The 24,202-nt window shown below is 70.6% G+C and carries 14 protein-coding genes and 3 pseudogenes; 5 read left to right on the plus strand and 12 right to left on the minus strand.

The genetic code is table 11. From position 1 onward, the window contains the following. Positions 1–49 precede the first annotated feature (49 nt). Complete coding sequence (locus ACWD4J_RS12550) at positions 50–508, minus strand: RrF2 family transcriptional regulator (RefSeq protein ID WP_181658398.1); 459 nt, start codon at positions 506–508, stop codon at positions 50–52. A gap of 98 nt (positions 509–606) precedes the next feature. Continuing rightward, on the minus strand, positions 607–1,821 hold the full coding sequence (locus ACWD4J_RS12555; RefSeq protein WP_451395320.1) for an acyl-CoA dehydrogenase family protein: 1,215 nt from the start codon (positions 1,819–1,821) through the stop codon (positions 607–609). A gap of 702 nt (positions 1,822–2,523) precedes the next feature. Here ACWD4J_RS12555 and ACWD4J_RS12560 point away from each other — a divergent pair. Then, positions 2,524–4,518, plus strand: coding sequence for an APC family permease (locus ACWD4J_RS12560; protein ID WP_451395514.1), 1,995 nt, complete (start codon positions 2,524–2,526; stop codon positions 4,516–4,518). Between the two features lie 30 nt (positions 4,519–4,548). Here the strand turns inward: ACWD4J_RS12560 and ACWD4J_RS12565 are convergent, their stop codons facing one another. After that, a complete protein-coding gene (locus ACWD4J_RS12565) occupies positions 4,549–8,625 on the minus strand; it encodes a molybdopterin-dependent oxidoreductase (RefSeq protein ID WP_451395515.1) in 4,077 nt (1,358 codons plus the stop codon). Between the two features lie 233 nt (positions 8,626–8,858). Next, a pseudogene (locus ACWD4J_RS12570) lies at positions 8,859–8,990 on the minus strand (transcriptional regulator); the annotation flags it as partial. Positions 8,991–8,994: 4 nt separating this feature from the next. On the opposite strand from ACWD4J_RS12570, the pseudogene ACWD4J_RS12575 reads away from it, so the two are divergent. Continuing rightward, positions 8,995–9,069: pseudogene (locus ACWD4J_RS12575) on the plus strand (transcriptional regulator); the annotation flags it as partial. A 38-nt stretch (positions 9,070–9,107) separates the two neighbouring features. On the opposite strand, the pseudogene ACWD4J_RS12580 reads toward ACWD4J_RS12575, so the two are convergent. Beyond that, positions 9,108–10,304: pseudogene (locus tag ACWD4J_RS12580) on the minus strand (transcriptional regulator); the annotation flags it as partial. 36 nt (positions 10,305–10,340) lie between these two features. Beyond that, positions 10,341–10,655: a helix-turn-helix domain-containing protein gene (locus tag ACWD4J_RS12585; protein WP_451395321.1), complete on the minus strand. Its 315-nt coding sequence runs from the start codon at positions 10,653–10,655 to the stop codon at positions 10,341–10,343. A 434-nt stretch (positions 10,656–11,089) separates the two neighbouring features. On the opposite strand from ACWD4J_RS12585, the gene ACWD4J_RS12590 reads away from it, so the two are divergent. Beyond that, positions 11,090–12,190 (plus strand): baeRF3 domain-containing protein, encoded by a 1,101-nt coding sequence (locus tag ACWD4J_RS12590; RefSeq protein WP_451395322.1) that lies wholly within the window; start codon positions 11,090–11,092, stop codon positions 12,188–12,190. Positions 12,191–12,337: 147 nt separating this feature from the next. Here the strand turns inward: ACWD4J_RS12590 and ACWD4J_RS12595 are convergent, their stop codons facing one another. Further along, on the minus strand, positions 12,338–14,749 hold the full coding sequence (locus ACWD4J_RS12595; protein WP_451395323.1) for a SpoIIE family protein phosphatase: 2,412 nt from the start codon (positions 14,747–14,749) through the stop codon (positions 12,338–12,340). Positions 14,750–14,944: 195 nt separating this feature from the next. Beyond that, positions 14,945–16,423: an MFS transporter gene (locus tag ACWD4J_RS12600; RefSeq protein ID WP_451395324.1), complete on the minus strand. Its 1,479-nt coding sequence runs from the start codon at positions 16,421–16,423 to the stop codon at positions 14,945–14,947. A 125-nt stretch (positions 16,424–16,548) separates the two neighbouring features. Between ACWD4J_RS12600 and ACWD4J_RS12605 the strand changes: the two genes are divergently transcribed. Then, positions 16,549–17,562: an Lrp/AsnC family transcriptional regulator gene (locus ACWD4J_RS12605; protein ID WP_451395325.1), complete on the plus strand. Its 1,014-nt coding sequence runs from the start codon at positions 16,549–16,551 to the stop codon at positions 17,560–17,562. Between the two features lie 28 nt (positions 17,563–17,590). Here the strand turns inward: ACWD4J_RS12605 and ACWD4J_RS12610 are convergent, their stop codons facing one another. Genes ACWD4J_RS12610 through ACWD4J_RS12625 form a run of 4 tightly spaced genes read right to left on the minus strand, consistent with a single transcriptional unit; the run spans position 17,591 to position 21,817 of the window. After that, positions 17,591–18,625 (minus strand): LacI family DNA-binding transcriptional regulator, encoded by a 1,035-nt coding sequence (locus ACWD4J_RS12610; RefSeq protein WP_451395326.1) that lies wholly within the window; start codon positions 18,623–18,625, stop codon positions 17,591–17,593. Continuing rightward, on the minus strand, positions 18,622–19,527 hold the full coding sequence (locus ACWD4J_RS12615; RefSeq protein WP_451395327.1) for a carbohydrate ABC transporter permease: 906 nt from the start codon (positions 19,525–19,527) through the stop codon (positions 18,622–18,624). The genes ACWD4J_RS12610 and ACWD4J_RS12615 overlap by 4 nt, the downstream gene beginning before the upstream one ends. After that, complete coding sequence (locus ACWD4J_RS12620; protein ID WP_451395328.1) at positions 19,524–20,498, minus strand: carbohydrate ABC transporter permease; 975 nt, start codon at positions 20,496–20,498, stop codon at positions 19,524–19,526. The genes ACWD4J_RS12615 and ACWD4J_RS12620 overlap by 4 nt, the downstream gene beginning before the upstream one ends. After that, complete coding sequence (locus tag ACWD4J_RS12625) at positions 20,498–21,817, minus strand: ABC transporter substrate-binding protein (RefSeq protein ID WP_451395329.1); 1,320 nt, start codon at positions 21,815–21,817, stop codon at positions 20,498–20,500. Before ACWD4J_RS12625 ends, ACWD4J_RS12620 begins: the two co-directional genes overlap by 1 nt. Positions 21,818–22,019: 202 nt before the next feature. On the opposite strand from ACWD4J_RS12625, the gene ACWD4J_RS12630 reads away from it, so the two are divergent. Beyond that, the gene (locus ACWD4J_RS12630) at positions 22,020–24,095 is read left to right on the plus strand and encodes a beta-galactosidase (RefSeq protein WP_451395330.1); all 2,076 of its coding nucleotides are present in this window, start codon (positions 22,020–22,022) and stop codon (positions 24,093–24,095) included. Positions 24,096–24,202: the final 107 nt, after the last annotated feature.

Genomic DNA, 24,202 nt, shown 5'->3' on the forward strand with positions numbered 1-24,202 from the left:
AAGAGTGTCTGCGGTGGCGCTCGTTGACCCCGCGGGCACGGCCCCCCCTCTAGGGGTTCGTCCAGGCCTCCGGGTCCTCGGCGAGGCCCAGCACCTCGTCGGGCAGCTTGGCAGCCGCCACCTCGGCGAGGGTGACCTCGCCGAGGATCTTGCGGACGTTGGCGCGTACCGCGATCCACAGCGGCAGGAGAGCCTCCGCCGGCCCGCTGTACGACAGTTCCGGCGGGCGCACGCCTCGTACCGACACCAGAGGGCCGTCCACGACCCGGATCACGTCGGCGATGGCGATCGAGTCGGCCGGACGGGCCAGGCGGTAGCCGCCCTTGCCGCCCCGCTGGCTGGCCACCAGCCCGCCCCGGCGCATATCGCCCAGGATGCCCTCGAGGAACTTGTGCGGGATGCCCTGCGCCGTGGCGATCACCTCGGCCTTGACCGAGGTGTCGTCCCCCGCCGCGGCCAGCTCCAGCGCAGCCCGCACCGCATAGTCCGCCCTCGCAGAGATCCGCATGCCGCGATTATCCGACACCGGTGCGCGGGCGGATCGCCGGGCACGCGCGCGGGGCAGCGGCGGTGGTCTGGCCGTTCCGTACAGCTGACTGCATGCGATCACGAGGGCAGGACGAAGGGAGGGTGTGAACCATTGAGGAAGTAGTCCCCGACCTCACGGAGTCTGTGGGCGACGGGCTCGTAGAGGGTGTGCGTGCGGGCGTTGCGCCAGAAGCGGTCGAGGCCGTGGCGCGAGGATGCGGAACCGGCGCCGATGACGTCCAGAGCGCGGGCGGTGATCTGCTGGGCGGCCCGGGATGCGGCGGCCTCTGCCGCGGCGGCGAGTACGGCGATCTCGGCGCACTCGTCGTCGTCGAGGTCCTCTCCCCGTGCAAGCCCCTGATCGAGGGCGTCCAGGGCCTGGTCGGCCAGGGCGGCCGCGGCGCGCGCGGCCACGGCGAGCTCTCCGTAGACGGTGAGGACGTAGGGGTCCTGGGGCGGGCTGTACGGCTGCGCGTGTGAGTTGACCGGCCTGCTGTACTCACGGGCTTCGGCGAGTACGCCTTCGGCGATGCCTAGGCAGAGCTGGACGGAGATCAGACGGGCGGCGGGTGCGGCGAGGCCGGCGAAGGGAGAGAGCACACCCTCATCGGGGGAAAGAGAACCGAAGACGCCGTCGTCGGCGACCGGCACGGAGTCGAACTCGACGCCGCCGCCGGCCGCCAGCCGCTGTCCGAACGTTTCCTCGTCGTCGCCGCACACGACGCCCGGGTGCGCGGGATCCACGAGGACGGCCAGGGGCTCGCCGGTGTCGGACCGGACGGCGCGGACCGCGAGCCGGTCGGCGACCCTGGCTCCGGTGGGATAGCTCTGGTAGCCGTCCAGCAGATAGCCGCCCCCGGTCGCCGTGAGGGTCAGATGCGGTTCACCGGGGGCGAAGCCGCCTCCCCAGCACCACTGGCCCGCCGCGGACTCCCGCTGCACACGTGCGGACAGGGCGGGCCCGGCGAAGAACCGGGCGCTGTACGACAGGAAGTAGTGGCAGCCGAGCAGTTGGCCGATCGCGCCGTCGGCCGTGGCGATGTGCCGGACGACGGCGTAGGCCGTGCGCCAGTCCGCGCCTCCTCCGCCGTGTTCGGCCGGGATCAGCAGCGTCAGCAGTCCTGCCTCCCGCAACCGGGCCACCTCGTCGAACGGTGCTTTCCCGGCCTGCTCGCGGGCGACCGCGTCCATGGCCAGGTCGTCCGCCACCTCGCGGGCGATGTGCAGCCACCATGCGTGGTCGGGGCCTTCGTCCGCTGCCCGCCGCTCCACTGCCGTCGCGTCCGTCGTCACGCCGGCTCTCCCGTGGCCGGGTGGCGTCGGCTCGTACAGGTGCCGTCGTCGGCACGGACCTCCCGGCTGCGGCGTGGGCGTGCGGTGCCGGTACAGATGGGCGGCGCAGCGACGCCGGACGGAGCTGGGGCAGTGCCCACTGAGGCCTCCAAGACTGTCGACAGGGGGTGTGAACACGGCGGCGGGGAGATTCGAACTCACCGTGTTCGAGAGCAGCTCGGCCCGTGCCCGGCCTCCGTGCGCCTGCGTGAACGCCGCGCGGTGGCGATGGCAACGGGGTCTCTTCGAAGACGCGGATACCGCCTGGGCAGTACCCGCCGGGGCCGGGAGACGGGCGGGGCGCGGGAACGGTTCAGCCGCGGCTCGGCACACAACAGCAGGCGGCGCTGGCGATGCGACAGAGGTCGACATGCCGACGACGAACGAGCGGCTGCTGCGTGTGGGGCATGCACCTATCCTGCTCAGCCCGCCGACCCGGCGTCAATGTTTCCCTAGTAAATCGATAGGAAAACTAGGGATCAGAATCGGCCAGGGGCGCGACCGGGTGCCTTTGCGCCGAATGGGGGAATTCGACGAAATCCTAACGGTGCCTTAACGCCCGTCTGCCCCCTCACCGTTACCCCTGACGCCCATGTGCCGACTTACGCTCGCGCCGTGTTCAACGTGACCGGTGTCCTGAAACGCTTGGTGATCGGCCGGGCCATGCGCAGCGACGAGCTGCACGAGACGCTCCTGCCCAAGCGGCTCGCCCTGCCGATCTTCGCGTCCGACCCGCTGTCATCGGTGGCGTACGCGACGCAGGAGATCCTGCTCGTGCTGACGCTGGGCGGGCTGGCGTATCTCCACTTCACGCCGTGGATCGCGGCGGCTGTGGTGGTTCTGATGACGGTCGTGGTGCTGTCCTACCGGCAGGTGGTGCACGCCTACCCCAGCGGCGGCGGCTCCTACGAAGTGGTCTCCACGAACCTCGGCCCGTCGGCGGGGCTGGTGGTCGCCGCCGCACTGCTGGTCGACTACGTGATGACGGTGGCGGTATCGGTCGCATCGGGCGTGGACAACATCATCTCGGCGCTGCCCGCGCTGGCCGACCACCGCGTGGCCATGGCCATCGGGTTCGTCGCCCTGCTGACCGCCATGAACCTGCGCGGCGTCCGCGAGTCGGGCAGAGCCTTCGCCGCGCCCACGTACCTGTTCATCGGCGGCGTCCTGATCATGGTGGTGACCGGCCTGATCCGCTACGTCCTCGGTGACGCGCCTGTCGCGGAGAGCGCGCAGTACGGCATCGTGCCCGATCCCGCGGAGGCCCATCTCACCGGTCTGGCGCTGCTGATGCTCGTGCTGCGCGCCTTCTCCAGCGGATGCACCGCGCTGACGGGCGTGGAGGCGATCTCCAACGGCGTACCGGCCTTCCGTAAACCCAAGTCGGCGAACGCGGCCGCCACGATGACCGCGATGGGCGCCATCGCGGTCGCGATGTTCGCCGGCGTCACGGTGCTCGCACTGATCTCCAAGGTGCACATCACCGACGACGCGTGCCGGCTGACGGGCCTACAAGGCTGCGGCAGCTACACGCAGCGCACCGTGATCGCCCAGCTCGCCGCGGCCGTCTTCGGCGGCGAACACAGCATCGGGTTCTTCTTCATCCAGGCCGCCACCGCCCTGGTGCTGATCCTGGCCGCGAACACCGCCTTCAACGGCTTCCCGCTGCTCGCCTCGATCCTCGCCCAGCACCGCTATCTGCCCCGCCAGATGCACAACCGCGGCGACCGGCTGGCGTTCTCCAACGGCATCGTGGCGCTCGCCGTCGTCGCCGCGCTGCTGCTGTGGGGCTATCACGCCAACGTCACCAGCCTCATCCACCTGTACATCCTGGGCGTGTTCACCGCCTTCACCCTCTCCCAGCTGGGCATGGTGCGGCACTGGAACCAGGAACTGCGCACCGAACGCGACCCCGCCGTACGCCACCGGCACCACACCGCCCGCGTCATCAACGGCTTCGGCTCCCTCGTGACCGGGCTCGTCCTGGTCATCGTGCTGGCCACCAAGTTCACCGAGGGCGCCTGGCTGGCGGTGCTCGCGGCGATCGTGCTGTGGGTGATGATGCGGGGCATCCGCCGCCACTACGACACGACCGCCGCCGAACTCGCCGTCACCGACCCCCACGGCGAACTCGTCGCGCCATCCCGGGTGCTGGGCATCGTCCTGGTCTCCACCCTCCACAAACCCACCCTGCGCGCCCTCGCCTACGCCCGCGCCTTCCACCCCGACCGGCTCGAGGCCCTGACGGTCTCGGTCGACCGTGACGAGGCGGCCGCACTGCGGCGGCAGTGGGAGGAGTACGGCCTGGAGGTTCCGCTGAAGGTCATCGACTCGCCCTACCGCGAGGTGACCCGGCCGGTCGTCGAATACGTGCGCTCCATCCGCCGGGAAAGCCCCCGCGACGTCGTCGCCGTGTTCATCCCCGAGTACGTCGTGGGCCACTGGTGGGAGAACCTGCTGCACAACCAGTCCGCGCTGTGGCTCAAGAGCCGCCTGCTGTTCACGCCCGGCGTGATGGTCATCAGCGTGCCCTGGCAGCTGACCTCCTCCGCCCGGGCCGACCGCCCTGCCGCCCGTGCCCCCGGCTCCGTGCGCCGCGGCGAACCCCCGGTGAGGGCCGCCCACGAGCACCACCGAATCCGGACGGGACGCCCGTAGGCGGCCCGGGCGAGCTCTGGGCGAGGGGGGTCAGTACACGTCCCGCACGTACCGCTTGTCGGCGGCAAGCTGCTTGAGGTACGCCGCGGCACCGTCCTCGTCCAGGCCGCCGTGGGTGATGGCGACGTCCCGCAGCGCCCGGTCGACGTCCTTCGCCATCCGCGATGCGTCGCCGCAGACGTAGAAATGGGCCCCGTCCTGGAGCCAGGACCACAGCTGGGGGCCGTGCTCGCGCATCCGGTCCTGTACGTAGACCTTGGCGCGCTGGTCGCGGGAGAAGGCGGTGTCCAGGCGGGTGAGGGTGCCGTCGTCGAGCAGGGCGGTGAGCTCATCCTCATAGTAGAAGTCGGTGGCGCGGTGCTGTTCACCGAAGAAGAGCCAGTTCCGGCCGCGGTGGCCGAGGGCGCGGCGCTCGTCGAGGAACCCGACGAAGGGGGCGACGCCGGTGCCGGGGCCGACCATCACCATCGGCGTCGCGGGGTCGGCGGGCGGCCGGAAGTGCGGGGAGCGCTGGACGAAGACGGGCACCGGCGTACCCGGCTCGGCGTCGGCGAGGAAGGGCGAGCAGACGCCCTGCCGCGGGCGGCCCTTCAGGTTCTCGTAGCGGACGACGGAGACCGTCAGCGAGACGAGGTGGGGGTCGACGAGCGGGCTCGACGATATGGAGTACAGGCGCGGCTGCAGCCGCTTGAGGACCTTGGCCCACTCCTGGGCGGAGGCGCGTACGCCGTACTCGGCGACGACGTCGATGGCCTGGCGGCCCCAGCACCACTGTGCGAGTCCGTCCTTGTTGTCGGGACGGAGCAGCCTCTTCAGGTCACGCGGGTCGTGGGTGCGTTCACTCGCGAAGCGCAGCAGGTCGGGGGTGATCCTGGTGATGTCGAGGTGCTGGTGCAAGGCCTCACCGAGCGGGAGCTCGCCGGCGCCGTTCACCTCCACGGGAGCGGAGGCGTCGAGGCCGGTGACGGCGAGCCATTCGGTCACCAGGTCGGGCTGGTTGACCGGTCGTACGCCGAGTGCGTCCCCGGCCTCGTAGGTCAGCGGGGTCTCGCTGTCTCGGGTGTCGAAGGTGAAGCGCCGGACCTCCTTGCCGGCGCCGCGGAGGCTGAGCAGGCGGTTCCCGGTGAGGCTGGCGGTGACCGGGGTGGGCTTCCTGGAGCTGGGAGAACGGGGAGAGCTGGGAGCGGAGGCCGGAGCGAGGACGGGCGTCGGCCCCGGGCCCGGAGCGAAGGTACCCGGAGCGGGAGCCACCGGTTCCCCGGTCAGGGCGGTGAGGACCTGATCGAGCCAGGCCTGGGCCGAGGGCTCGTAGTCGGGTTCGCAGTCGGTGCGCGGGGCGAGTCGCACCGCACCCAGCTCGTCCATGCGCTGGTCCAGGCGTCGTCCGTGGCCGCAGAAGTCGTCGTAGGAGGAGTCGCCGAAGGCGAGGACCGCGTACCGCAGGCCGTCGAGGCGCGGGGTGTCGGGTGCGGCCAGGGTGTCCCAGAAACCAGTCCCGTTGTCGGGAGCGTCGCCGTCGCCGAAGGTGCTGGTGATCAGGAGGACGTCGGCGCCGGGCGGGAGCGCGCGCAGGTCGGTGTCGTCCATGCCGGCGAGGGTCGTCCTGTGTCCGGTCCCGGCGAGCCGCTCGGCTGTCGCCGCCGCGAAGTCCTCGGCGTTGCCGGTCTGCGAGGCCCACAGGACGACGACTTCCCGTACGGGGGTGCGGGGTTCCGCGGTCGGCGACGGGGTGGTCCGGGAGTACATCCCGGCCAGCACGCCGTTCACCCACAGCGCGTGTTCCGGGCTGAAGGGCGCCCCGGACGGGAGCACGGGCACGCCGGGGCTGCCGGAGTCGATCCCGGCGAGGAAGCCGACCAGGTACTGGCGCTCCTGCGCGGTGAGCACGGGCGGGGGGGCAGGCTCCAGACCGAAGACGCCCGCGGCCGAGCCGGGGGTGACGGCGGTGGGTATGACAGCGACGGGCGTGACCGCGGAGGAGGCGGCCTCGTCCCTCGTGACGGAGTCCGCGGGGGCGGCCGCAGGCGCCGACGCCACCTTCGTGAGCGACACCGCGCACACCTTCAGCTCCGGCTGGAAGGAGAGCGGGTCTACGGCGTCGCTGGTCACGGCGTTGACGCTCAGATACTCCCCGAAGAGATCGTTCCAGTGGAAGGGCGCGAAACAGCCGCCCGGCTGCACCCGGTCGGTCACCACCGCGGGCAGCACGGCCCGGCCGCGCCGCGAGGCGACCTCCACCGAGTCACCCTCCGCGATGCCCAGTGCCTCGGCGTCCTGCGGATGCAGCTCGACGAACGGCCCGGGGTTGAGCTTGTTGAGCTTCGCCACCTTCCCCGTCTTGGTGAGGGTGTGCCACTGGTGCTGGAGCCGTCCGGTGTTCAGGACGTACGGGTAGTCGTCGTCCGGCATCTCGGCGGCGGGGATGTGCGGCCTGGCGTGGAACACGGCCCGCCCGCTCGCCGTGGGAAAGACCGGCCCGCCGTCGCCGTCCACGTACCGGATGGGGTTGCGGTCCGGGCCGTTCTCATCGGACGCGGGCCACTGCACGGAGGTGTCCCGAAGCCGCTCGTATGTGACACCGCGCAGGTCGTAGCCGGTCTTGGGGTTCCAGGCGCGCTTGATCTCCTCGAAGATCTGCTCCGCGCTGTCGTACGTGAAGCCCTTCTCGTAGCCCATCTCGCACGCGACGGCGGCGATGATCCGCCAGTCCGCCAGGGCATCGCCCGGCGCGTCCACCGCGGGCTGGGCGAGGGTGAGGTTGCGCTCGCTGTTGATCAGGACGCCCTCGGTCTCGGTCCACAGGGCGCCGGGCAGGACGATGTCGGCGTACGCGTTCGTCTCGGTGTCGGCGAAGACGTCCTGGGTGACGACGAACTCGGCCGCCTCCAGGCCCTCGATGACGGTCCTGCGGTTGGCGACGGAGGCGACGGGGTTGGTGCAGATGATCCAGCACGCCTTGATGCGGCCGTCCGCCATCTGCTGGAACATCTCCACGGTGCCCTTGCCGACGCCGTCCTTCCTGATCGTCGCCGGGGGCAGCTCCCACAGGTCCTCGACGAAGGCGCGCTCGTCGTCCACGAGCACCGAACGCTGACCCGGCAGTCCCGGGCCCATGTAGCCCATCTCGCGGCCGCCCATGGCGTTGGGCTGGCCGGTCAGCGAGAACGGTCCGCTGCCGGGACGGCAGATGGCACCGGTCGCGAGGTGCAGGTTGACCAGGGCGTTGGTGTTCCAGGTGCCGTGGGTGGACTGGTTGAGGCCCATGGTCCAGCAGCTCGTCCACTCCCCGGCCTCGCCGATCAGCTCGGCCGCCCGGCGGATGTCCTGCTCCGGGATTCCGGTGATCTCGGAGACGGCGGCGGGCGGGTAGTCGGCGAGGAACTCCGGCATCGCCTCCCAGCCCTCGGTGTGCTCGGCGATGAACGCCTCGTCCGTGTGCCCGTTCTCGTACAGCAGGTGCAGCAGGCCGTTGAGCAGTGCCAGGTCGGTGCCGGGCTTGATCTGCAGGAACAGGTCCGCCTTCTCGGCGGTCGCGGTGCGTCGCGGATCGACCACGATCAGCTTGGCGCCGGCCTTGACCCGGTCCATCATCCGCAGGAAGAGGATCGGATGGCAGTCGGCCATGTTGGAGCCGATGACGAAGAAGACGTCGGCGTGGTCGAAGTCCTGGTACGAGCCGGGCGGGCCGTCCGCGCCCAGCGAGAGCTTGTAGCCGGTGCCGGCGCTGGCCATGCACAGGCGCGAGTTCGACTCGATCTGGTTGGTGCGTACGAAGCCCTTGGCCAGCTTGTTCGCCAGGTACTGGGCCTCCAGGCTCATCTGCCCGGAGACGTAGAAGGCGACCGCGTCAGGACCGTGCTCGTCGATGATCGCCCGCAGCCGGCGCGCCGTCTCGCTGATCGCCGCGTCCACGGGGGTGGGCAGGGACTCCTCGTCGCGCCGGGCGCGCACGAGCGCGGTTCCCAGCCGCCCGGGGGCGGCGAGCATGTCGGCGGTGGTGGCGCCCTTGGTGCAGAGCCGTCCGGAGTTCGCGGGGTGCGCCTTGTCGCCGTACGCCTTGAGGACCGTCCGCCGCCCGTCCGGGCCCATGCCGATGTCGAGGACCATTCCGCAGCCCACACCGCAGTACGAGCAGACCGTTCGCACCTGGTCGGCGGTCTCGGTCACGGGCGGCCCCTCTCGTGCGGTTTCAGCACGTCGACCGTACGAAATGCCCGTTACGCCGATGTGACACGAGTGGATCATGACCGGTTACGCGGTCTGCACAGCGGGTGGTGGGGGCGTGTGAGCGGCGCCGGAGAGGGCGGCGGAGGTGTGTCTTCCTGTTACGGAAGACACACCTAGGCGGCGAAGCCGACGTTCGTGACGTACTCGTACTGGCCCCACTCGGAGCCGAGGTCGACGATCTGGTCGGTCCATGCGTCGTCGAGCGCCTGCGCGTCGCCCGCCGCCCAGGCCTCGACGATGCGGTCCCCCGCGGCCCGCGAGGCGGGCCTGACGGTGACGGACCGCACGCTCAAGGCATGGCTCGAGGGCAGGCGCAGCCCCACGCACCGCGGGCACCGTACTTGCCGAACTCGATGGTGCGCTCAGGCACGTGCGGTTCCTTCCGTCACCGGGCCGGGGTCCGAGCCGACGGTGTAGACGTCCTTGACCTTCACCTCGGCAACGCCGCGGCCCTCGGCGAAGACGCGCCGCCAGTCGCCGATGACGTGCAGCTCGTCCGTACCCATCGCGCGCACCACGGTGAGCCCATCGCCGTGGGCCTTGTACGCCTTCATCCACAGGTTGGCGAAGGCCTGGGAGCGGATGAGGCGCATCCAGTCCGGCCGGTACAATTCCCGGTTGAAGTTCGACTCCCCCATCGTCGCGACGAACTTGGAGTACATCGCCTTCACATACTCCGGCGCCACCTCGTCCTCGTCGGCGATCGCCCTGTCCCGCGCGTCCTTGAGCGCGACACGGAACTTCTCCAGCAGGTTCTCCGTGGCGCCGGAGGTGAACGACTCGTGGATCACCGGGGGTTCGCACAGCCCGTACTGCGGGCCGGACAGGCGCAGCAGCAGGCGCAGTGTGGGTTCCGTGACCCACAGCGGGCCGGGTTCGTCGCGGTTGCCCAGCGGGTTGGGCAGGACCGCGTCGTGCTGCCAGTCGGGCGGCGTGATCAGGTGCACGCCGGCGCGGCGGCGGTCGTGGCCGAAGCCGGCGGAGTGCTCCAGCTGACCGATCGGCAGATGTGTCTTGAGGGCGGACAGATACGCGCCGTTGACGTCCAGGGCCGTCACCTCATGGCGGCCCACGGGCAGCTCCGGCCGCGCCCACTTGGGCCGCGCCTCCCAGATCTGGTCGGCTCCGCGGGACGTCTGCTTGCGCAGGATGTCGGGGATCCAGGGGTACGCCACGATGTCGTACCGCCCGCCCTTGCGCGCCTCGTCCAACAGCGCCATCGCGTCCGGGATGGCGCGCTTCACCAGGGCGGCCGTCGCTGCCTCCACGTCACCGGCGTGCTGGGCGAGCGCCGCCGCGACCGCCTCGCCGATCACGTCCCGCGTCTCGGACGCCTCCTGCGTCCGGCGGCCGACCGGCACCACCTTCACCGGGCGATGCCCGGCTCGGTCGCGCCCATCGCCTCCATCTGCCGCGGTCCGGTCGGCTGCTCCCGCGGGGGGCGCCGAACCGGTCTGTTCGGCGGCCCCGGCGCACTCGGCCGGATCGAGGTGCTGAGCGAACCCGGCGACCTGATGGGCGGCGGGCTGCCCGCACAGTACGCACGGCTGGGGCACCGCCTCCTGCCAGCAGTGCGTCGATCGCCTCGAAGCCCGTCACTGTGCCGCCGCCCCCTTCGTCGTGCCCGCATGACGCCGACGGCCCGTACGCGCAGAGCTGCGGCGACGCCGGGAAGTCAGGGATTCGCAGGCCCGGGTGGGACCGGCGAGCAGGTCGAGGACGTCGATCCCGTAGTGCGCGGCCAGCGCGTCGCAGTCGTCCAGGCTCCACGCGGCACTGCCCGTCTGACGGCGGCTCACCTGCGTCTGGTTCACGCCGAGCGCGGCGGCGAGCTCCGCCTGGGACTCGCCGGTGATCTGCATCAGCGCTGCCACGGTGACCCGCACTCGCTCGCCAAGAGACATTCCCACGGCGCACAGCCTAGCAAGTCTCATGCGGAAAAGGCCTGAATCTCGCAGATTCGGCATAGAGCCCCCATGCCTGGCGAAGCAGTCGGCAACCGGTGACGGTCGGTGAACGGTACGCGGCGGCGAACCAGCCCCCGAAACCCGGTCGGCTCGCGGTCGGCAGCGCACCGCAGGCATGATCACCGAATCAGACATATGGTGCATATTGGCTAGTCGGTGGCCCGGGAGGCACCATGTCAGAACCCCTCGTGATCGGCTCTCCTCAAGCCCGGCATCGCAGCCAGGAACTTGCCGCCCAGCTCACCGGCGCGGACCGCTGAGGAACGCAGGCCGCGGGCGGGGCCTGCGCCCGCCAGGGCCAGAGCCCGCCGCACACGGCGCGCCGTCCATCGCCCCCGGCCGTGCGTCACCGACCCTCTGAACCCGGAAGGAGCGTCATGCAGCCCGCTCTCAGCCCCTCCGCCCTTTCCCGACTGCGCCAGCCGCGGCCGTATCCGGCGGTGTCCCTGCTGATGCCGACCCACCGCCGGGAGCCGGACAACTCCCAGGACCCCGTCCGCCTGCGCAACCTGCTGGCCGAGGCCAAGAAGCAGCTGGAGGCCGACCCCGCCGTCACCCGGGAGCGGCGGAACGACGTCCTCCAGCAGCTCGAGAGGGCCACGTCCGACATCGACCTCGTCCACGCCGAGGACGGCCTGGTCATCTTCGCCGCTCCTGGAGAGCACGAGGTGTGGTCCCTGGCTCGCTCCGTGCCCGAGCGTGTGGTGCTCTCCGACACGTACCTGACCCGCAACCTCGTCGCAGCGCAGGCCGCCGAGCGCACGTTCTGGCTGCTCGCGGTCTCGGCCGACCGCGTCACCCTGTGGAACGGCGGTCCGGACCGCGTCGTCGAGGAGCGCAGGGGCGGCTTCCCGCTGACCCGGAGCCTCCAGGACCCGGACGCCGAGCCTCGGGGCCAGCAGCAGATCGGCGATGTTCCGAGCACGTTCCGTGACGAGGCGTCGCGCCTGTGGCTGCGGGAGGCCGACAACGCGCTCGGCCGCGTCCTCGACGCCGAGCCGCGGCCTCTGTACATCACCGGCGAGCCGGCGGCCCTCTCCCTGCTCCGCGAGGCCGGCACGGCAGCCAAGAACGCCACCCCCGTCCCGCACGGCGGGCTCGCGCACCGCACTCCCGAAGCCGTGTGGCAGGCCATCCAGCCCGTCATCGCCGCCGAGGAGAAGAAGGAGGTCGCCTCCGTGCTGTCGGACCTGGAGAAGGCCCGTGGCCGGAAGGAGTTCGCCGCCGGCGTCGACGAGGTCTGGCAGGAGGCGAACGCCGGCCGGATCCGCCTGCTCGCCGTCGAGGAGAACTACCGCCTCACGGTCCGCGACGACGGCGACCACCTGGTCCCGGCCGAGAGCACCGACCTGGACGCCCGCGACGACATCATCGACGAGATCGTCGAACAGGCCCTGGAAACCGGCGCCGACGTCCGCTTCGTCCCGGACGGCACCCTCGACGAGACACAGCACATCGCGGGCGCCCTGCGGTACTGATCCCAGCCGCGCCCACCCGGGCCTTGCCCGGCGACAGAACCGATACGAAGAGAGGCGGCGCCCTGCCCGGCCTCGGGCAGGGCGCCTCAGTCTGGTCGGAGGACCGCTCGGCAAGCTTCACCACTCGTCGTCGAGCCGGACGTCGCGTCAGTAGTCGGCGAGGCTCTGCTCGGCCCAGATCGTCTTGCCTGCGGACGTCTGGCGCGTCCCCCACGCCTGGGTGAGCTGCGCGACCAGGAGGAGTCCGCGCCCGCCCTCGTCGAAGACGCGGGCCCGGCGCAGATGCGGAGCGGCGCTGTTGGCGTCCGACACCTCGCAGATCAGCGTGCGGTCGTGGATCAGGCGCAGCTGGATGGGCGAGCTGCCGTAGCGGATGGCATTGGTGACCAGTTCGCTGACCACCAGCTCGGTCACGTACGCCGCCGCCTCGCCGAGGCCCCACGTCGCCAGCTGACCAGCGACGAGCGAGCGTGCCTCGGCGACCACGGCCGGTTCCGAGGGGAGCGTCCAGGTGGCGACCTGGTCCGCGGTCAGGGCCCGGGTACGCACGGTAAGCAGCGCGACGTCGTCGGAGGGGCGGTCGGACAGCAGGGCCTTGAGCGCCGACTCGCAGGTGGCCTCGAGGGAGGGCGCCGGTTCCGCGAGGGCGTGCAGCAGTTCGCTCAGCCGGACACCGACGTCGCCGTCACGCGATTCGATGAGCCCGTCGGTGTAGAGGGCGAGCAGGCTGCCCTCGGGCAGTTCGATCTCCGTGGATTCGAACGGGATGCCGCCGAGGCCGAGGGGCGGGCCCGCGGGCATACGGATGTAGCGCGCCGTTCCGTCCGGTGTGACGAGGGCGGGTTCGGGGTGGCCCGCGCGGGCGAGGGTGCAGCGGCGGGAGATCGGGTCGTAGACCGCGTACAGGCAGGTGGCGCCGATGTCGCCCCGGGCGCCGTTCGGCTCCTGTTCGGCGTTGAGGCGGCTGACCACGTCGTCCAGGTGGGTCAGGAGTTCGTCCGGGGGCAGGTCGACGTCGGCGAGGGTGCGCACGGCGGTGCGCAGCAGGCCCATCGTCGCGGAGGCGTGGATGCCGTGGCCCACCACGTCGCCGACGACGAGGGCGACCCGGGTGCCCGACAGCGGGATGACGTCGAACCAGTCGCCGCCGACGCCTATCTGGGGCCCTGCGGGCAGATAGCGCGAGGCGACCTCGACGGCCGCCTGGGGCGGTAGATGGCCCGGCAGCAGGCTGCGCTGGAGCGTGACGGCGGTACTGCGCTCACGGGTGTAGCGACGGGCGTTGTCGATGCAGACGGCGGCGCGCGCCGCGATCTCCTCGGCGAGGAACAGGTCGTCGTCGTCGAAGGGGAGCGGCTGCTCGTGGCGCATGAACAGCAGGAGCCCGAGCGTGGTGCCCCGCGCCCGCAACGGCACGCTCATCAGCGAGTGGACCCCGTACCGGCGGACGCTCGCCTCGCGCCGCGGGTTGGCGTGGAGCCAGGCATGGACCTCGGGATCACCGACGTAGTGGCGGGTGGCGCGGCCGGTTACCAGGCAGCGGGCCAGCGGTGAGATCGCGGGGTACTCGTGTGCCTCCCCCGACGCGACCACCGATTCGGGATGTCCCTCGAGGACCGACTCCTGGGCCATGCGGACCAGCGTGACCGAGCCGTCCGGCGGAGGCACCACGCCCGGGGCCTCCAGCTCCTGTTCCAGCAGGTCGACGGTTGCGAAGTCGGCGAGCATCGGAACCACCAGCTGCACCGTCTCCTCGGCGGTGCGGTGTACGTCCAGTACTCCGCCGATACGGGTACTGGCCTCGTTGAGCACCGTGAGGCGCCGACGGGCCCGGTACTGCTCGGTGACGTCGAACAGTGCGGTGCACGCGGCGCGCACCTCTCCGGCCGGGTCCTTCAACGGCGAGATCACCGTGGTCCACGCGCGCACCTGGGTCTCCGGCGGCACACGGTCCAGGATCTCCTCCATGGAGGGCTCGCCTGTCCGGAGCGCGAGTTCGATGGCCCGGTCGAGGCGCGTGGCGGTGCGGGTGGCCGGGGCGATGTCCGGAGCTCTCAGGCCGCGCATCTGCTCCTCGGAGCGGCCCAGGATCCGTGTCATCTCGCTGTTCGCCCGGATCATCCGCCGTTCGCCGTCGTGGAGGGTCATGGCGATCGGGGACTGGTTGAAGACCCATTCCAGCAGTTGGGCGACATCGTCGGACGTGGTCGGCTGCGCCGGCTGCCGCAGGGTGAGGAACCACAGCGGCCGTCCCTCGCCGTCCAGCAGCGGCACACCGCGCAGGTACACCTCCAGCAGGCGGCCGTCGCGGTGCACCATGGTGACCGACTCGGTCCACTCGGTGGTCTGCCCAGCCGCCGGGAACCCGGCCATGGCGGCCTCACGATCTTCCGCGTCGATCAGCCCGGCCAGCGGCCGGCCGACGACGTCCGCCGGTGCGTGGCCCAGCAGCCGCTGAGCCCCGGCGCTCCAGGCCGTGACGTTCCCCTGCGCATCGACCGCGACGGACACGGGTTCCGGACCGGACGTCCGCTCGCCCGCGTTGTCCCGCCCTGTCATACGAGGGCCCATCTCGTATCGCCGATCTTTCCTCGATGTGCTCGGTCCAGGCACCAACCACGCGCCACCAACACCAACACCAACACTCGGCACTAACCATGCTGCCTCGCCACCGCCGGATCGGCCGCTCGGCGGCTGCCGTGGACGGCGCCCATGCGCGACCGGGCGCGCACGGCGGAGTGCGCCTGCCTCGGATCAACTCGGCGTCGCAGGCCCGCCGAAGCCGGCTTCCGCTCGCAGGTGGCGGCCCAGCATGAGCGACGCGGTCATGGCGGTGGCGGCGAGAAGTCCGGCGGCCAGCCAGAAGGCGACCTGGGCGGCGTGGAGCGCGCCCGCCGCGCGGGCGGCGCCGACGCCGATGGTGCGGAGGAAGGCGGTCCCGAGGACAGCGGTACCGAGCGTCGCGCCCAGTTGCTGTACGGCGTTGAGCAGACCGGCGGCCGAGCCGGTCTCATGGGGCCGGACACGCGACAGGGCGGTGGTGAAGAAGGGCACGGTGAACACTCCGTTGCCGGTCCCGACGGCTGTGAGAGCGATGAGCAGAGACCATGGATAGGTGCCGGGCCGTGCGGTGTGGCAGACGGCGACGGCACCGAGCAGGCCTGCGAGCATGACGGCAAGCCCGGCGAACATCGTCCGCGGTCCGTAGCGAGGCACCAGACGAGCACCCGAGACCCATGATGCGACGGCCATCGCGGCCGTCCACGGCAGCAGGGTGAGCCCGGCGGTCATGACATCGCGGCCGAGGCCGAGCTGAACCTGCAGTACGACCACCACCATCAGCCCGTTCATCACCGCGAAGAACAGCGTGGAGGTCGCAAGAGCGGCGGGGAAGCCACGGTCACGGAAGAGGCTTGCCTCAATCAGCGGGCTGCGACCGCCTCGGGCGCGGTGCCGCTGGTGGAGGCCGAACAGCGTCAGAACGGCGCATCCTGCGACGAGTGAGTACCGGCTCCATACGGGCCAGCCCACAGCGCTCGCCTGGATGAGCGGATACACGATCAGCGTGGTGCCGATCACCGCCATCCCCGTGCCGGTCGCGTCCAGGCACCCCGGCCGGCTGCCTTCACCGGCGCCGCGACCGGGCAGCAGAGGCACCATGCCGAGCACGACGATGGCGAGGGGAACGTTGACGAGGAACACGGCCCGCCAGGAAGAGCCGAACAGATCCGCGTGGGTGAGCGTGGCCCCCAGCAGCGGTCCCAGGATCGCCGCCAGACCCATCACCGGTCCGATGCTGCCCACGGCCCGGGCCAATTCGGCGCCGTCGAACATGGAGCGGATCAGACCGATGGTCTGCGGAATGATCAAGGCGGCCGCGGCCCCCTGCACGGCTCGGGCACCGATCAGCAGTCCGGCCCCGGGCGCCAGCGCACAGAGCACGGATGCCAGCGTGAACACGGCGACTCCCAGCGCGAACACCCGCCGCCGCCCGGCCACGTCTCCCAGTCGGCCGCCGCTGACCAACAGCACTGCGAACGGCAGCGTGTACGCGGCGGCGAACCACTGGACGTCAGAGGCCGCACCACCGAGATCGGCACGGATCACCGGCGCCGCCACGGTCACGATGGTCGCATCCAGCAGATTCATCGCCTCGGCGATCAACAGCGTGATCAGCGCGAACCAACGCCACCGATAGGCCCTGACGACCTGAACTTCGTCCTGCACCAGCATGGCTCCCCCCTCATCCCGGCAGTCCGTCCGGAATCAGGGTCGGTCCATCGCTTCGCTTGCTCCATCCATGCCGGCCGACTGGGAGTTTTCTTCCATGAACTGGGTCCGGGTGAGAAAATACGTCCATGCTGGACGATCTCGAGCGAGGCATTGTGCACGCCCTGCACATCGACGGGCGAGCACCGTTCAGCCGGATCGCCGAGGTCCTGGGCGTATCCACCCAGACCGTGGCGCGCCGCTACCGGCGGCTCCGTGCCGAGTCGGGTCTGCGCGTCGTCGGCCTTCCCGATCGAGACCGCTCCGGCGAGACGCAATGGATGGTCCGGATCACCACCACGCCGGCCGCCTCCCAGGCGCTCGGGCACTCACTGGCCCGGCGCTCCGACACCTCATGGGTCAAGCTGACCTCCGCGGGCACCGAGATCTTCGCCATCGTCCACGCCCCCCACGCCGAACAGCCACTGCTGCTGCGCGACGTCCGCCGCGGAGCGGGCATCACCGCGGTCTCCGCGCACTGCCTGCTGCACACATACCTGGGCGGGCCCACGGCATGGCGTGGTCGCCTGCAGACACTCAGCCGCCACCAGCAACAACAGCTCCGGCCGACGCTCCCGGTCCCTTCCGGTCATGGACCACTGAGCAGTCAGGGACCGCTGAGCAGCATGGACCATGCCCTCATCGACGCCCTGCGCCATGACGGCCGCGCCCCGTACGCTCAACTCGCCGCAGCCACCGGCTGGTCACAGGCCACGGTTGCCCGGCGCCTGAGCGATCTACGCGCCCGCGGTAACGTCTTCTTCGACGTGGAGATCGACGTCGCCGCATACGGCGTCAGAACCCAGGCGCTGCTGTGGATGGCCGTCGCACCCGCGGACCTCGATCATGTCGCGACCACTCTCGCCACCCACGACGAGCTCGCCGTGGTCGTCGCCACCACCGGGCCGACCAACGTACTCGCCCAGGCACTGTGCTCCGACCCCGCCGACCTGCACCGCTATCTGACTCGCCGGCTCGGCACCCTCGACGGGATCCGCACCCTTGAGACCGCCCCCGTCCTCCGCACCCTCAAGGCCGTCGGCCATGTCACCCTCACCCCTGGGACAGCTGTCCGATCGCCGGGGACGGTGCAGCGGATCTGAGCGACGCAGGACGGAGTCTCTTCGGCCGTCAGGCCGATTCCCGCTTCACGAGCTCGGTCGGGAGTATCACGGCGGACGGATCCTCGCCGCCGATCTGTGCCAGCAGCACCCGTACCATCTCGGCGCTGATGCGGTCCCAGGGCTGCCGGATCGTGGTGAGGGCCGGGCTGGCCGCGGTCGCCGCGGGCGAGTCGTCGAAGCCGCCGACGGCGACGTCCTCCGGCACACGCCGGCCCGCCCGCTGCAGGGCGGTCAGCGCACCCTGCGCCATCAGGTCGGATGCGACGAACAGCGCGTCCAGGTCCGGTACGCGGGAGAGGAGTTCGGCCGCTCCGGCCTCACCCCCGGCCCGGCTGTAGTCACCGGGGACGATGAGGCGTTCGTCGACCTCGACGCCCGCCTCGCCGAGCACCTCGCGGTACCCCGCGAGGCGTTCGACGCCGCCCGGGGTGTCGAGCGGGCCGGTGATCATGCCGATGCGCCGGCGGCCCAGCGACAGCAGGTGCTGGACCATGTCGCGGGCGCCGTCCCGGTCGTCGGCGGCGACGTAACTCACCTTGGAGGCCTGCCCTATGGGCTTGCCGCAGGCCACCAGCGGCACCCCCGCGTCGCGCAGCTCGGCGGCGACCGGATCTCCGGAGTGGCTGGAGACCAGCAGCACTCCGTCGACATGGCCCGCGGTGATGTACCGGCTTATCCGCCGCCGCTCGTCCTCCGTACCCGCGATCATGAGCAGCAGCGGGATGTCGTGCGCGGCGAGCGCCTGGGTGCACCCTCGCAGCAGCACGTTGAAGTTCGGGTCCTCGAAGAACTTCTCCTGCGGCTCCGTGAGCAGGAAGCCCACGGAGTCCGAGCGGCCGGTGATCAGCGACCGGGCGTGCCGGTTGACGACGTATCCGGTCTTGCGGATCGCGGCGTTGACCGCCTCCTGCGCGGCGGGGCTGACGTAGTGCCCGCCGTTGAGGACCCGGGAGACCGTGCCCCGCGAGACTCCGGCCTCGCGGGCCACGTCGTGGATCGTCGGCGGCCTGCGCCTGCCCCCCGCCTGATTGCTCATGGTCACGACTTTACGGCCCCGGACAGCAGGTCCAGGCTCCAGAACCGCTGGATGACCAGGAACAGGGCGATGAGCGGGATGATCGCCAGCAGAGCGCCCGTGATGACCAGGGTGTAGAGCGCCGGCGTGGTGTTGCCCTGGTTGAGCAGGGTGAACAGGCCGAGCGTGATGGGGAACTTCTCGTCGTCGCTCAGCATGATGTACGGCAGCAGGAAGTTGTTCCAGATCGCCACGAACTGGAAGAGGAAGATCGTCACCAGGCCGGGCACCATCATCGGCAGCCCGATCCGTGCGAAGATCCGCCACTCCCCGGCACCGTCCATACGTCCCGCCTCCACCACATCGGCCGGCACGGCCGCGGTGGCGTAGATCCTGCCGAGGTAGACCCCGTACGGGGAGAGGACCAGCGGCAGCAGCACGGAGGCGTAGGAATCCGTCAGGTCGGCCTTGGCCAGCAGCAGGTACTGCGGTACAGCGAGGATGACCGGTGGCATCAGCACACCCGCCAGCAGGATGTTGAAGACAGTCTCGCGTCCGCGGAAGCGGTAGATGGCGAGGGCGTAGCCGGAGACGGCGGAGACCGCGGTCGACAGCAGCGCCCCCAGTCCCGCATAGAGGGCCGAGTTGCCCATCCACTGCCAGTAGATGCCGTCGCGGTAGGCGCTCAGGTCCGAGAGGTTCTGGGCGAAGCCCGTGCCCGGGAGGAAGGTGAAGGTGGAGAACAGCTCCTTCCCCGACTTGGTGGCGGCCATCACCACCCAGACGACGGGCAGCAGGCAGTACACGGCGCCGAGCAGCAGCGTGAGGGTGGGGATGAAGGCGATACGGCGGCGCAGCGGCGGCCCTTGGGCCGTGCCGGGGGTGGTGCCGGCGGCCGGGGCGGCCTTACGGACGGCAAGAGAACTCATCGGGCTTCCTCCTGCTTGGAGCGGGCGTTCGCGACGCGCAGGAATCCGAAGGACAGCACCAGGGTGGCGACGGCGATGATCACGGCCTGGGCGGCGGCCGAGTAGATGTCGTTGTTGCCGAAGGCGTCCTGGTACACCTTCATCAGCGGACTCCAGGTGGTGGAGACGGAGTTGGTCAGCGGCTTGAGGGTGGTCGGCTCGGCGAACACCTGCAGCGTCGCGATGATCGAGAAGAAGAAGGTGAGCACCAGCGAGGGCGCCACCATCGGGATCTTGATCCGCAGCGCGGTCTGCAGCTGGGAGCAGCCGTCCAGCTTCGCCGCCTCGTACACCTCGGCCGGGATGGACCTCAGCGAGGTGTAGATGACGATCATGTTGAAGCCTGTGCCGCCCCAGATCGCGATGTTCGACAAGGCGATGAACAGCGGTCCGCCGTCCAGCAGGTTGGGCTCGGGGAGGCCCGCCTTGTCGAGCAGGAAGTAGAAGGGACTGACGCTCGGCAGGTACAGGAAGCCCCACAGCAGGGCGGCGATCACACCGGGGATGGCGTAGGGAAGGAAGATCGCCAGCCGTGTGAAGGGGGCGAGCCGCACCCGGTCGGTGTCCAACATCAGCGCGAAGAGCAGCGCGGAACCGAGCATCACGGGGACGACGATCGCGCCGTAGCCGAGGACGCGCAGGGCACCGTGCACCAGCTCGGAGTCGGAGAGGGCGGCGGTGTAGTTGGACAGCCCCGTCCACGCCTCGTGCCGAGCGCCGGATCCCAGGCCCAGGCCCTTGACCTCGACCTTGCGGAGGCTGAGGTAGACCGCGTAGCCGATGGGCAGGACGAAGAACAGCAGGAACAGGACGACGGCGGGGAAGAGGAACGCGTACGGGGCGCGCCGCACGCTTCCACCAGTGGCGCGGGCGCGCGGCGCGCGGCCGGAGCCGCGCGCCACCTTGCCGGTGATCTCGGTGGTGCCGGACATCACTCGGAGACCTCGAAGCCCTGCTTCTTCATGTCGGCGACGGTGTCGTCCTGCATGGCGGTCAGCGCGGACCCGAACTGGGCCTTGCTCTTGGCCTTGGCGGCCTTGCCGAAGGCGTCCTTGAAGGTGGTGTAGGCGACGTTGACGTTGGGACCCCAGGCGGACGGCGCGGTGGTCTTCGCGATCTCGGCGGCCTTGGTGTAGAAGTCCGGCTGGTTGGAGAAGAAGTCCGGGGCCTTGGACAGGGCGTCACCGGTCTGGGCGGCCGTGGCGGCCGGGTAGATACCGCCGTCCTTCACCATCGCGGCGAGGGCCTCGTCGTCGGTGTTCAGCCAGGTGGCGAACTTGGCCGCGGCCTCCTTGTGCTGGGAGTCGTTGGTGATGCCGGTGGAGGAGCCGCCCCAGCTGCCGGTGGCGTTCTCGCCGGCGCTCCACTGCGGCAGCGGGGCCATCGCCCACTTGCCGGCCGTGTCCGGGGCCGCGGTGGTCAGCACGCCGGGCGCCCAGACCGCGCTGACCCAGGCGATCTGCTTGCCGGTGTTGAGCGCCTTGTTCCAGGCGGGGGTGTACATCGGCTGGTTGTCGATGGCGCCCTCCTGGACCAGGCCCCCCCAGAAGTCGGCGACCTTCTTGGTGGCCGCGTCGTCGATGGAGACCTTCCACTTCTGGCCCTCAGCGGTCCACCACTTCGCTCCGGCCTGCTGGGCGAGGCCCGCGAAGAGACCGGAGTCGTTGGAGGAGAAGGTGGTGAGCGCCTTGGAGGAGTCCTTCTTCTTGAGCGCGCGGGCGGTCTCCGCGAACTCGTCCCAGGTGGTCGGGACGGACAGCTTGTACTTCTTGAAGAGGTCCTCGCGGTAGTAGAACATCAGCGGCCCGGAGTCCTGGGGGATCGCGTAGGCGCTGTCGGTGCCGAGGGTGACCATCTGCCAGACGCCGGGGGCGAACTTGTCCTTGGTGTCCTTCACGTCGTCCGTGATGTCGGCGAGGACGTCATTGCTGACGAGGGTGGGGAGCGCCTGGTACTCGGCCTGCACCAGGTCGGGGGCCTTCTTGGCCTTGGCAGCCGTGATGATCTTGGTGACGAGCTCGTCACCGGATGCCTGCTTCTTCACCGTGACCTGGATCTCGGGGTGCTCCTTGTTCCAGATCGCGACGACCTTGTCCATGCCAGGGGCCCACGCCCAGTAGGTCAGGGAGACCGGACCGGAGTCGGCCGAGTCCTTGCCGTCGGAGTCGGAGCTGCAGGCGGCAAGCGTGGTGGCACCGACGGCAACGGCTATCGCGGTGGCCACGAGGCGGCGGCGCATCGTGAACTGCATGGGTGGTCTCCCCTGACAAGGGCCTGAAGGCGTTGGATCAGCAAACCGGCCATGCGCGGTGTGCTGTGCTCTGTGAGCGTTCACAGTAGAGAAACATCCCAGACACTTGTCAATGGTTGTTGCTGTGCGGTTATGTTTGACTTACGTCGCCGCCGCCGTGTGTGCACGTTCCCAATTGATCGATAGTTTTCAGGAGACATCCATGCCGGACGGCTCGGAAGCGGCGCAGACCGCGAAGTCGGCTCCCCCTGCGGTCGCGGGGGCCGCAGCACCCAAGGGCCTCACCCGGCTGGCCTTCGGCGGGGACTACAACCCCGAGCAGTGGCCGGAAAGCGTCTGGCACGAGGACGTCGCGTTGATGCGCGAGGCCGGCGTCACCATGGTCAGCGTCGGGATCTTCTCCTGGGCCCTGCTGGAGCCCGAACCGGGAGCCTACGACTTCGGCTGGCTCGACCGACTCCTGGACCTGCTGCACGAGAACGGCATCCGCGCCGATCTCGGCACGCCGACCGTGTGCCCGCCGGCCTGGTTCTACAAGGCCCACTCCGACGCCCTGCCGGTGACCCGCGAGGGCGTCCGCCTCTCCTTCGGCTCGCGCGGCGCGATCTGCCACAGCAACCCGGCCTACCGGGACGCGGCCGCATCGATCACCACGCAGCTCGCCGAGCGCTACGGATCCCACCCGGCCGTCGCCATGTGGCACGTCCACAACGAGTACGGCGTGCCGGTCTCGTCCTGCTTCTGCGACACCTGCGCCGCGCACTTCCGCCGCTGGCTCGGCACCACGTACGACTCGGTGGACGCGGTCAACGATGCCTGGGGCACCGCCTTCTGGGGCCAGCGCTACGCGTCCTTCGACCAGATCGACCCGCCCCGGCAGACGCCCACCGCCGCCAACCCGGCCCAGCAGCTCGACTACCGCCGCTTCGCCGACGCCACGATGCGGGAGAACTTCGTACGAGAGCGCGACATCCTGCACCGCCTCTCCCCCGGCGTCCCGGTGACGACCAACTTCATGACGGCGCTCAGCCAGTGCGACTCCGTCGACTATTGGGCCTGGGGCCGCGAGGTCGACATCGTCACCAACGACCACTACCTGATCACCGACGGCCGCCGTACGCACGTCAACCTCGCGATGGCCGCCGACCTCACCCGCTCCGTGGGCGACGGCGCGCCCTGGCTGCTCCTGGAACACTCCCCGTCCGGCGTCAACTGGCAGCCGCGCAACCCCGCCAAGGCGCCCGGCCAGATGGCCCGCAACTCCCTAGCGCATGTCGCGCGCGGCTCCGACGGCGCCATGTTCTTCCAGTGGCGGCAGTCGCGGCGCGGCGCCGAGAAGTTCCACTCGGCCATGCTGCCGCACGCGGGCACCGACTCTCGGGTGTGGCGCGAGGTGGTCCAACTGGGCGCGGACGTCGATACGTTGAAGTCGTTGCAGGGTACGCGCACGGTCGCCGACGTCGCGATGGTGTGGGACTGGCAGTCCTGGTGGGCGCAGTCCCTGGAGTGGCGGCCCAGCGAGGACCACGACGCACGCGAGCGTGCCGACTCGTTCTACGAGGCGCTGTACGACCGCCACCTCACGGTCGACTTCGCCCACCCCGAAAGCGACTTGTCGGCGTATCCCCTTGTCGTCGTCCCCGCGCTCTACCTGGCCACCGAGGCTGCGGGCCGGAACCTGCGCGCATACGTGGAGAACGGCGGCACCCTCGTCGTCTCCTACTTCTCCGGCATCGTCGACGAGCACGACGCCGTCCACGAGGGGCCGTACCCGGGGGCCCTTCGGGACGTACTCGGCCTGACGGTCGAGGAGTTCTCGCCGCTGCTCCAGGGTGAGCTGGTGCGGATCACGGCAGCGGACGGCTCGGAGCTCTCCGGCGACGTGTGGACGGAGTTCGTCACCCCGCGCGGCGCCGAGACCGTGTGGACGTACGCGGACGGGCTCGCTGCCGGAGGCCCGGCCGTCACCCGCAACAGCCTCGGCGAGGGCACGGCCTGGTACGTCTCCACGCGTCTCGCGCCCCGCGACCTGGACGTCCTTCTGGGCTGGGCCTGCGAGGACGCCCGGATCGCGCCGCGCACCGACCTCCCGCGCGACGTGGAGGTGGTGACCCGCTCCGGCGAGTCCGGCCGCTACCTCTTCGCGATCAACCACACCGCTTCGGACGCCAAGGTGCCGCTGGAGGCACACGGCACCGAGCTGCTGACGGGCGAGCGCGCCGCGGGCCGTCTCGCGGTGCCCGCCGGCGCCGTGCGGGTCGTGCGCCTCGACGGCTGACCGCCCGGGGTGAGCGCCTGGACGGCTGACCGTCCAGGCGCACTCCGCAGGGGCTGACCGCAGCGGCTCGTACGCCCTCGCGCGGCCGCCCCCTCTGATCGCCGACC

This window comes from Streptomyces sp. NPDC002577, assembly GCF_053594815.1.

What these genes read in the sequence shown, in the direction of transcription:
- ACWD4J_RS12595 (WP_451395323.1), bottom strand. Translation starts at nt 14,749, where the DNA reads ATGACAGGGCGGGACAACGCGGGCGAGCGGACGTCCGGTCCGGAACCC.
- ACWD4J_RS12550 (WP_181658398.1), bottom strand. Translation starts at nt 508, where the DNA reads ATGCGGATCTCTGCGAGGGCGGACTATGCGGTGCGGGCTGCGCTGGAG.
- ACWD4J_RS12600 (WP_451395324.1), bottom strand. Translation starts at nt 16,423, where the DNA reads ATGCTGGTGCAGGACGAAGTTCAGGTCGTCAGGGCCTATCGGTGGCGT.
- ACWD4J_RS12605 (WP_451395325.1), top strand. Translation starts at nt 16,549, where the DNA reads ATGCTGGACGATCTCGAGCGAGGCATTGTGCACGCCCTGCACATCGAC.
- ACWD4J_RS12620 (WP_451395328.1), bottom strand. Translation starts at nt 20,498, where the DNA reads ATGTCCGGCACCACCGAGATCACCGGCAAGGTGGCGCGCGGCTCCGGC.
- ACWD4J_RS12590 (WP_451395322.1), top strand. Translation starts at nt 11,090, where the DNA reads ATGCAGCCCGCTCTCAGCCCCTCCGCCCTTTCCCGACTGCGCCAGCCG.
- ACWD4J_RS12565 (WP_451395515.1), bottom strand. Translation starts at nt 8,625, where the DNA reads ATGGTCCTCGACATCGGCATGGGCCCGGACGGGCGGCGGACGGTCCTC.
- ACWD4J_RS12630 (WP_451395330.1), top strand. Translation starts at nt 22,020, where the DNA reads ATGCCGGACGGCTCGGAAGCGGCGCAGACCGCGAAGTCGGCTCCCCCT.
- ACWD4J_RS12615 (WP_451395327.1), bottom strand. Translation starts at nt 19,527, where the DNA reads ATGAGTTCTCTTGCCGTCCGTAAGGCCGCCCCGGCCGCCGGCACCACC.
- ACWD4J_RS12625 (WP_451395329.1), bottom strand. Translation starts at nt 21,817, where the DNA reads ATGCAGTTCACGATGCGCCGCCGCCTCGTGGCCACCGCGATAGCCGTT.
- ACWD4J_RS12560 (WP_451395514.1), top strand. Translation starts at nt 2,524, where the DNA reads ATGCGCAGCGACGAGCTGCACGAGACGCTCCTGCCCAAGCGGCTCGCC.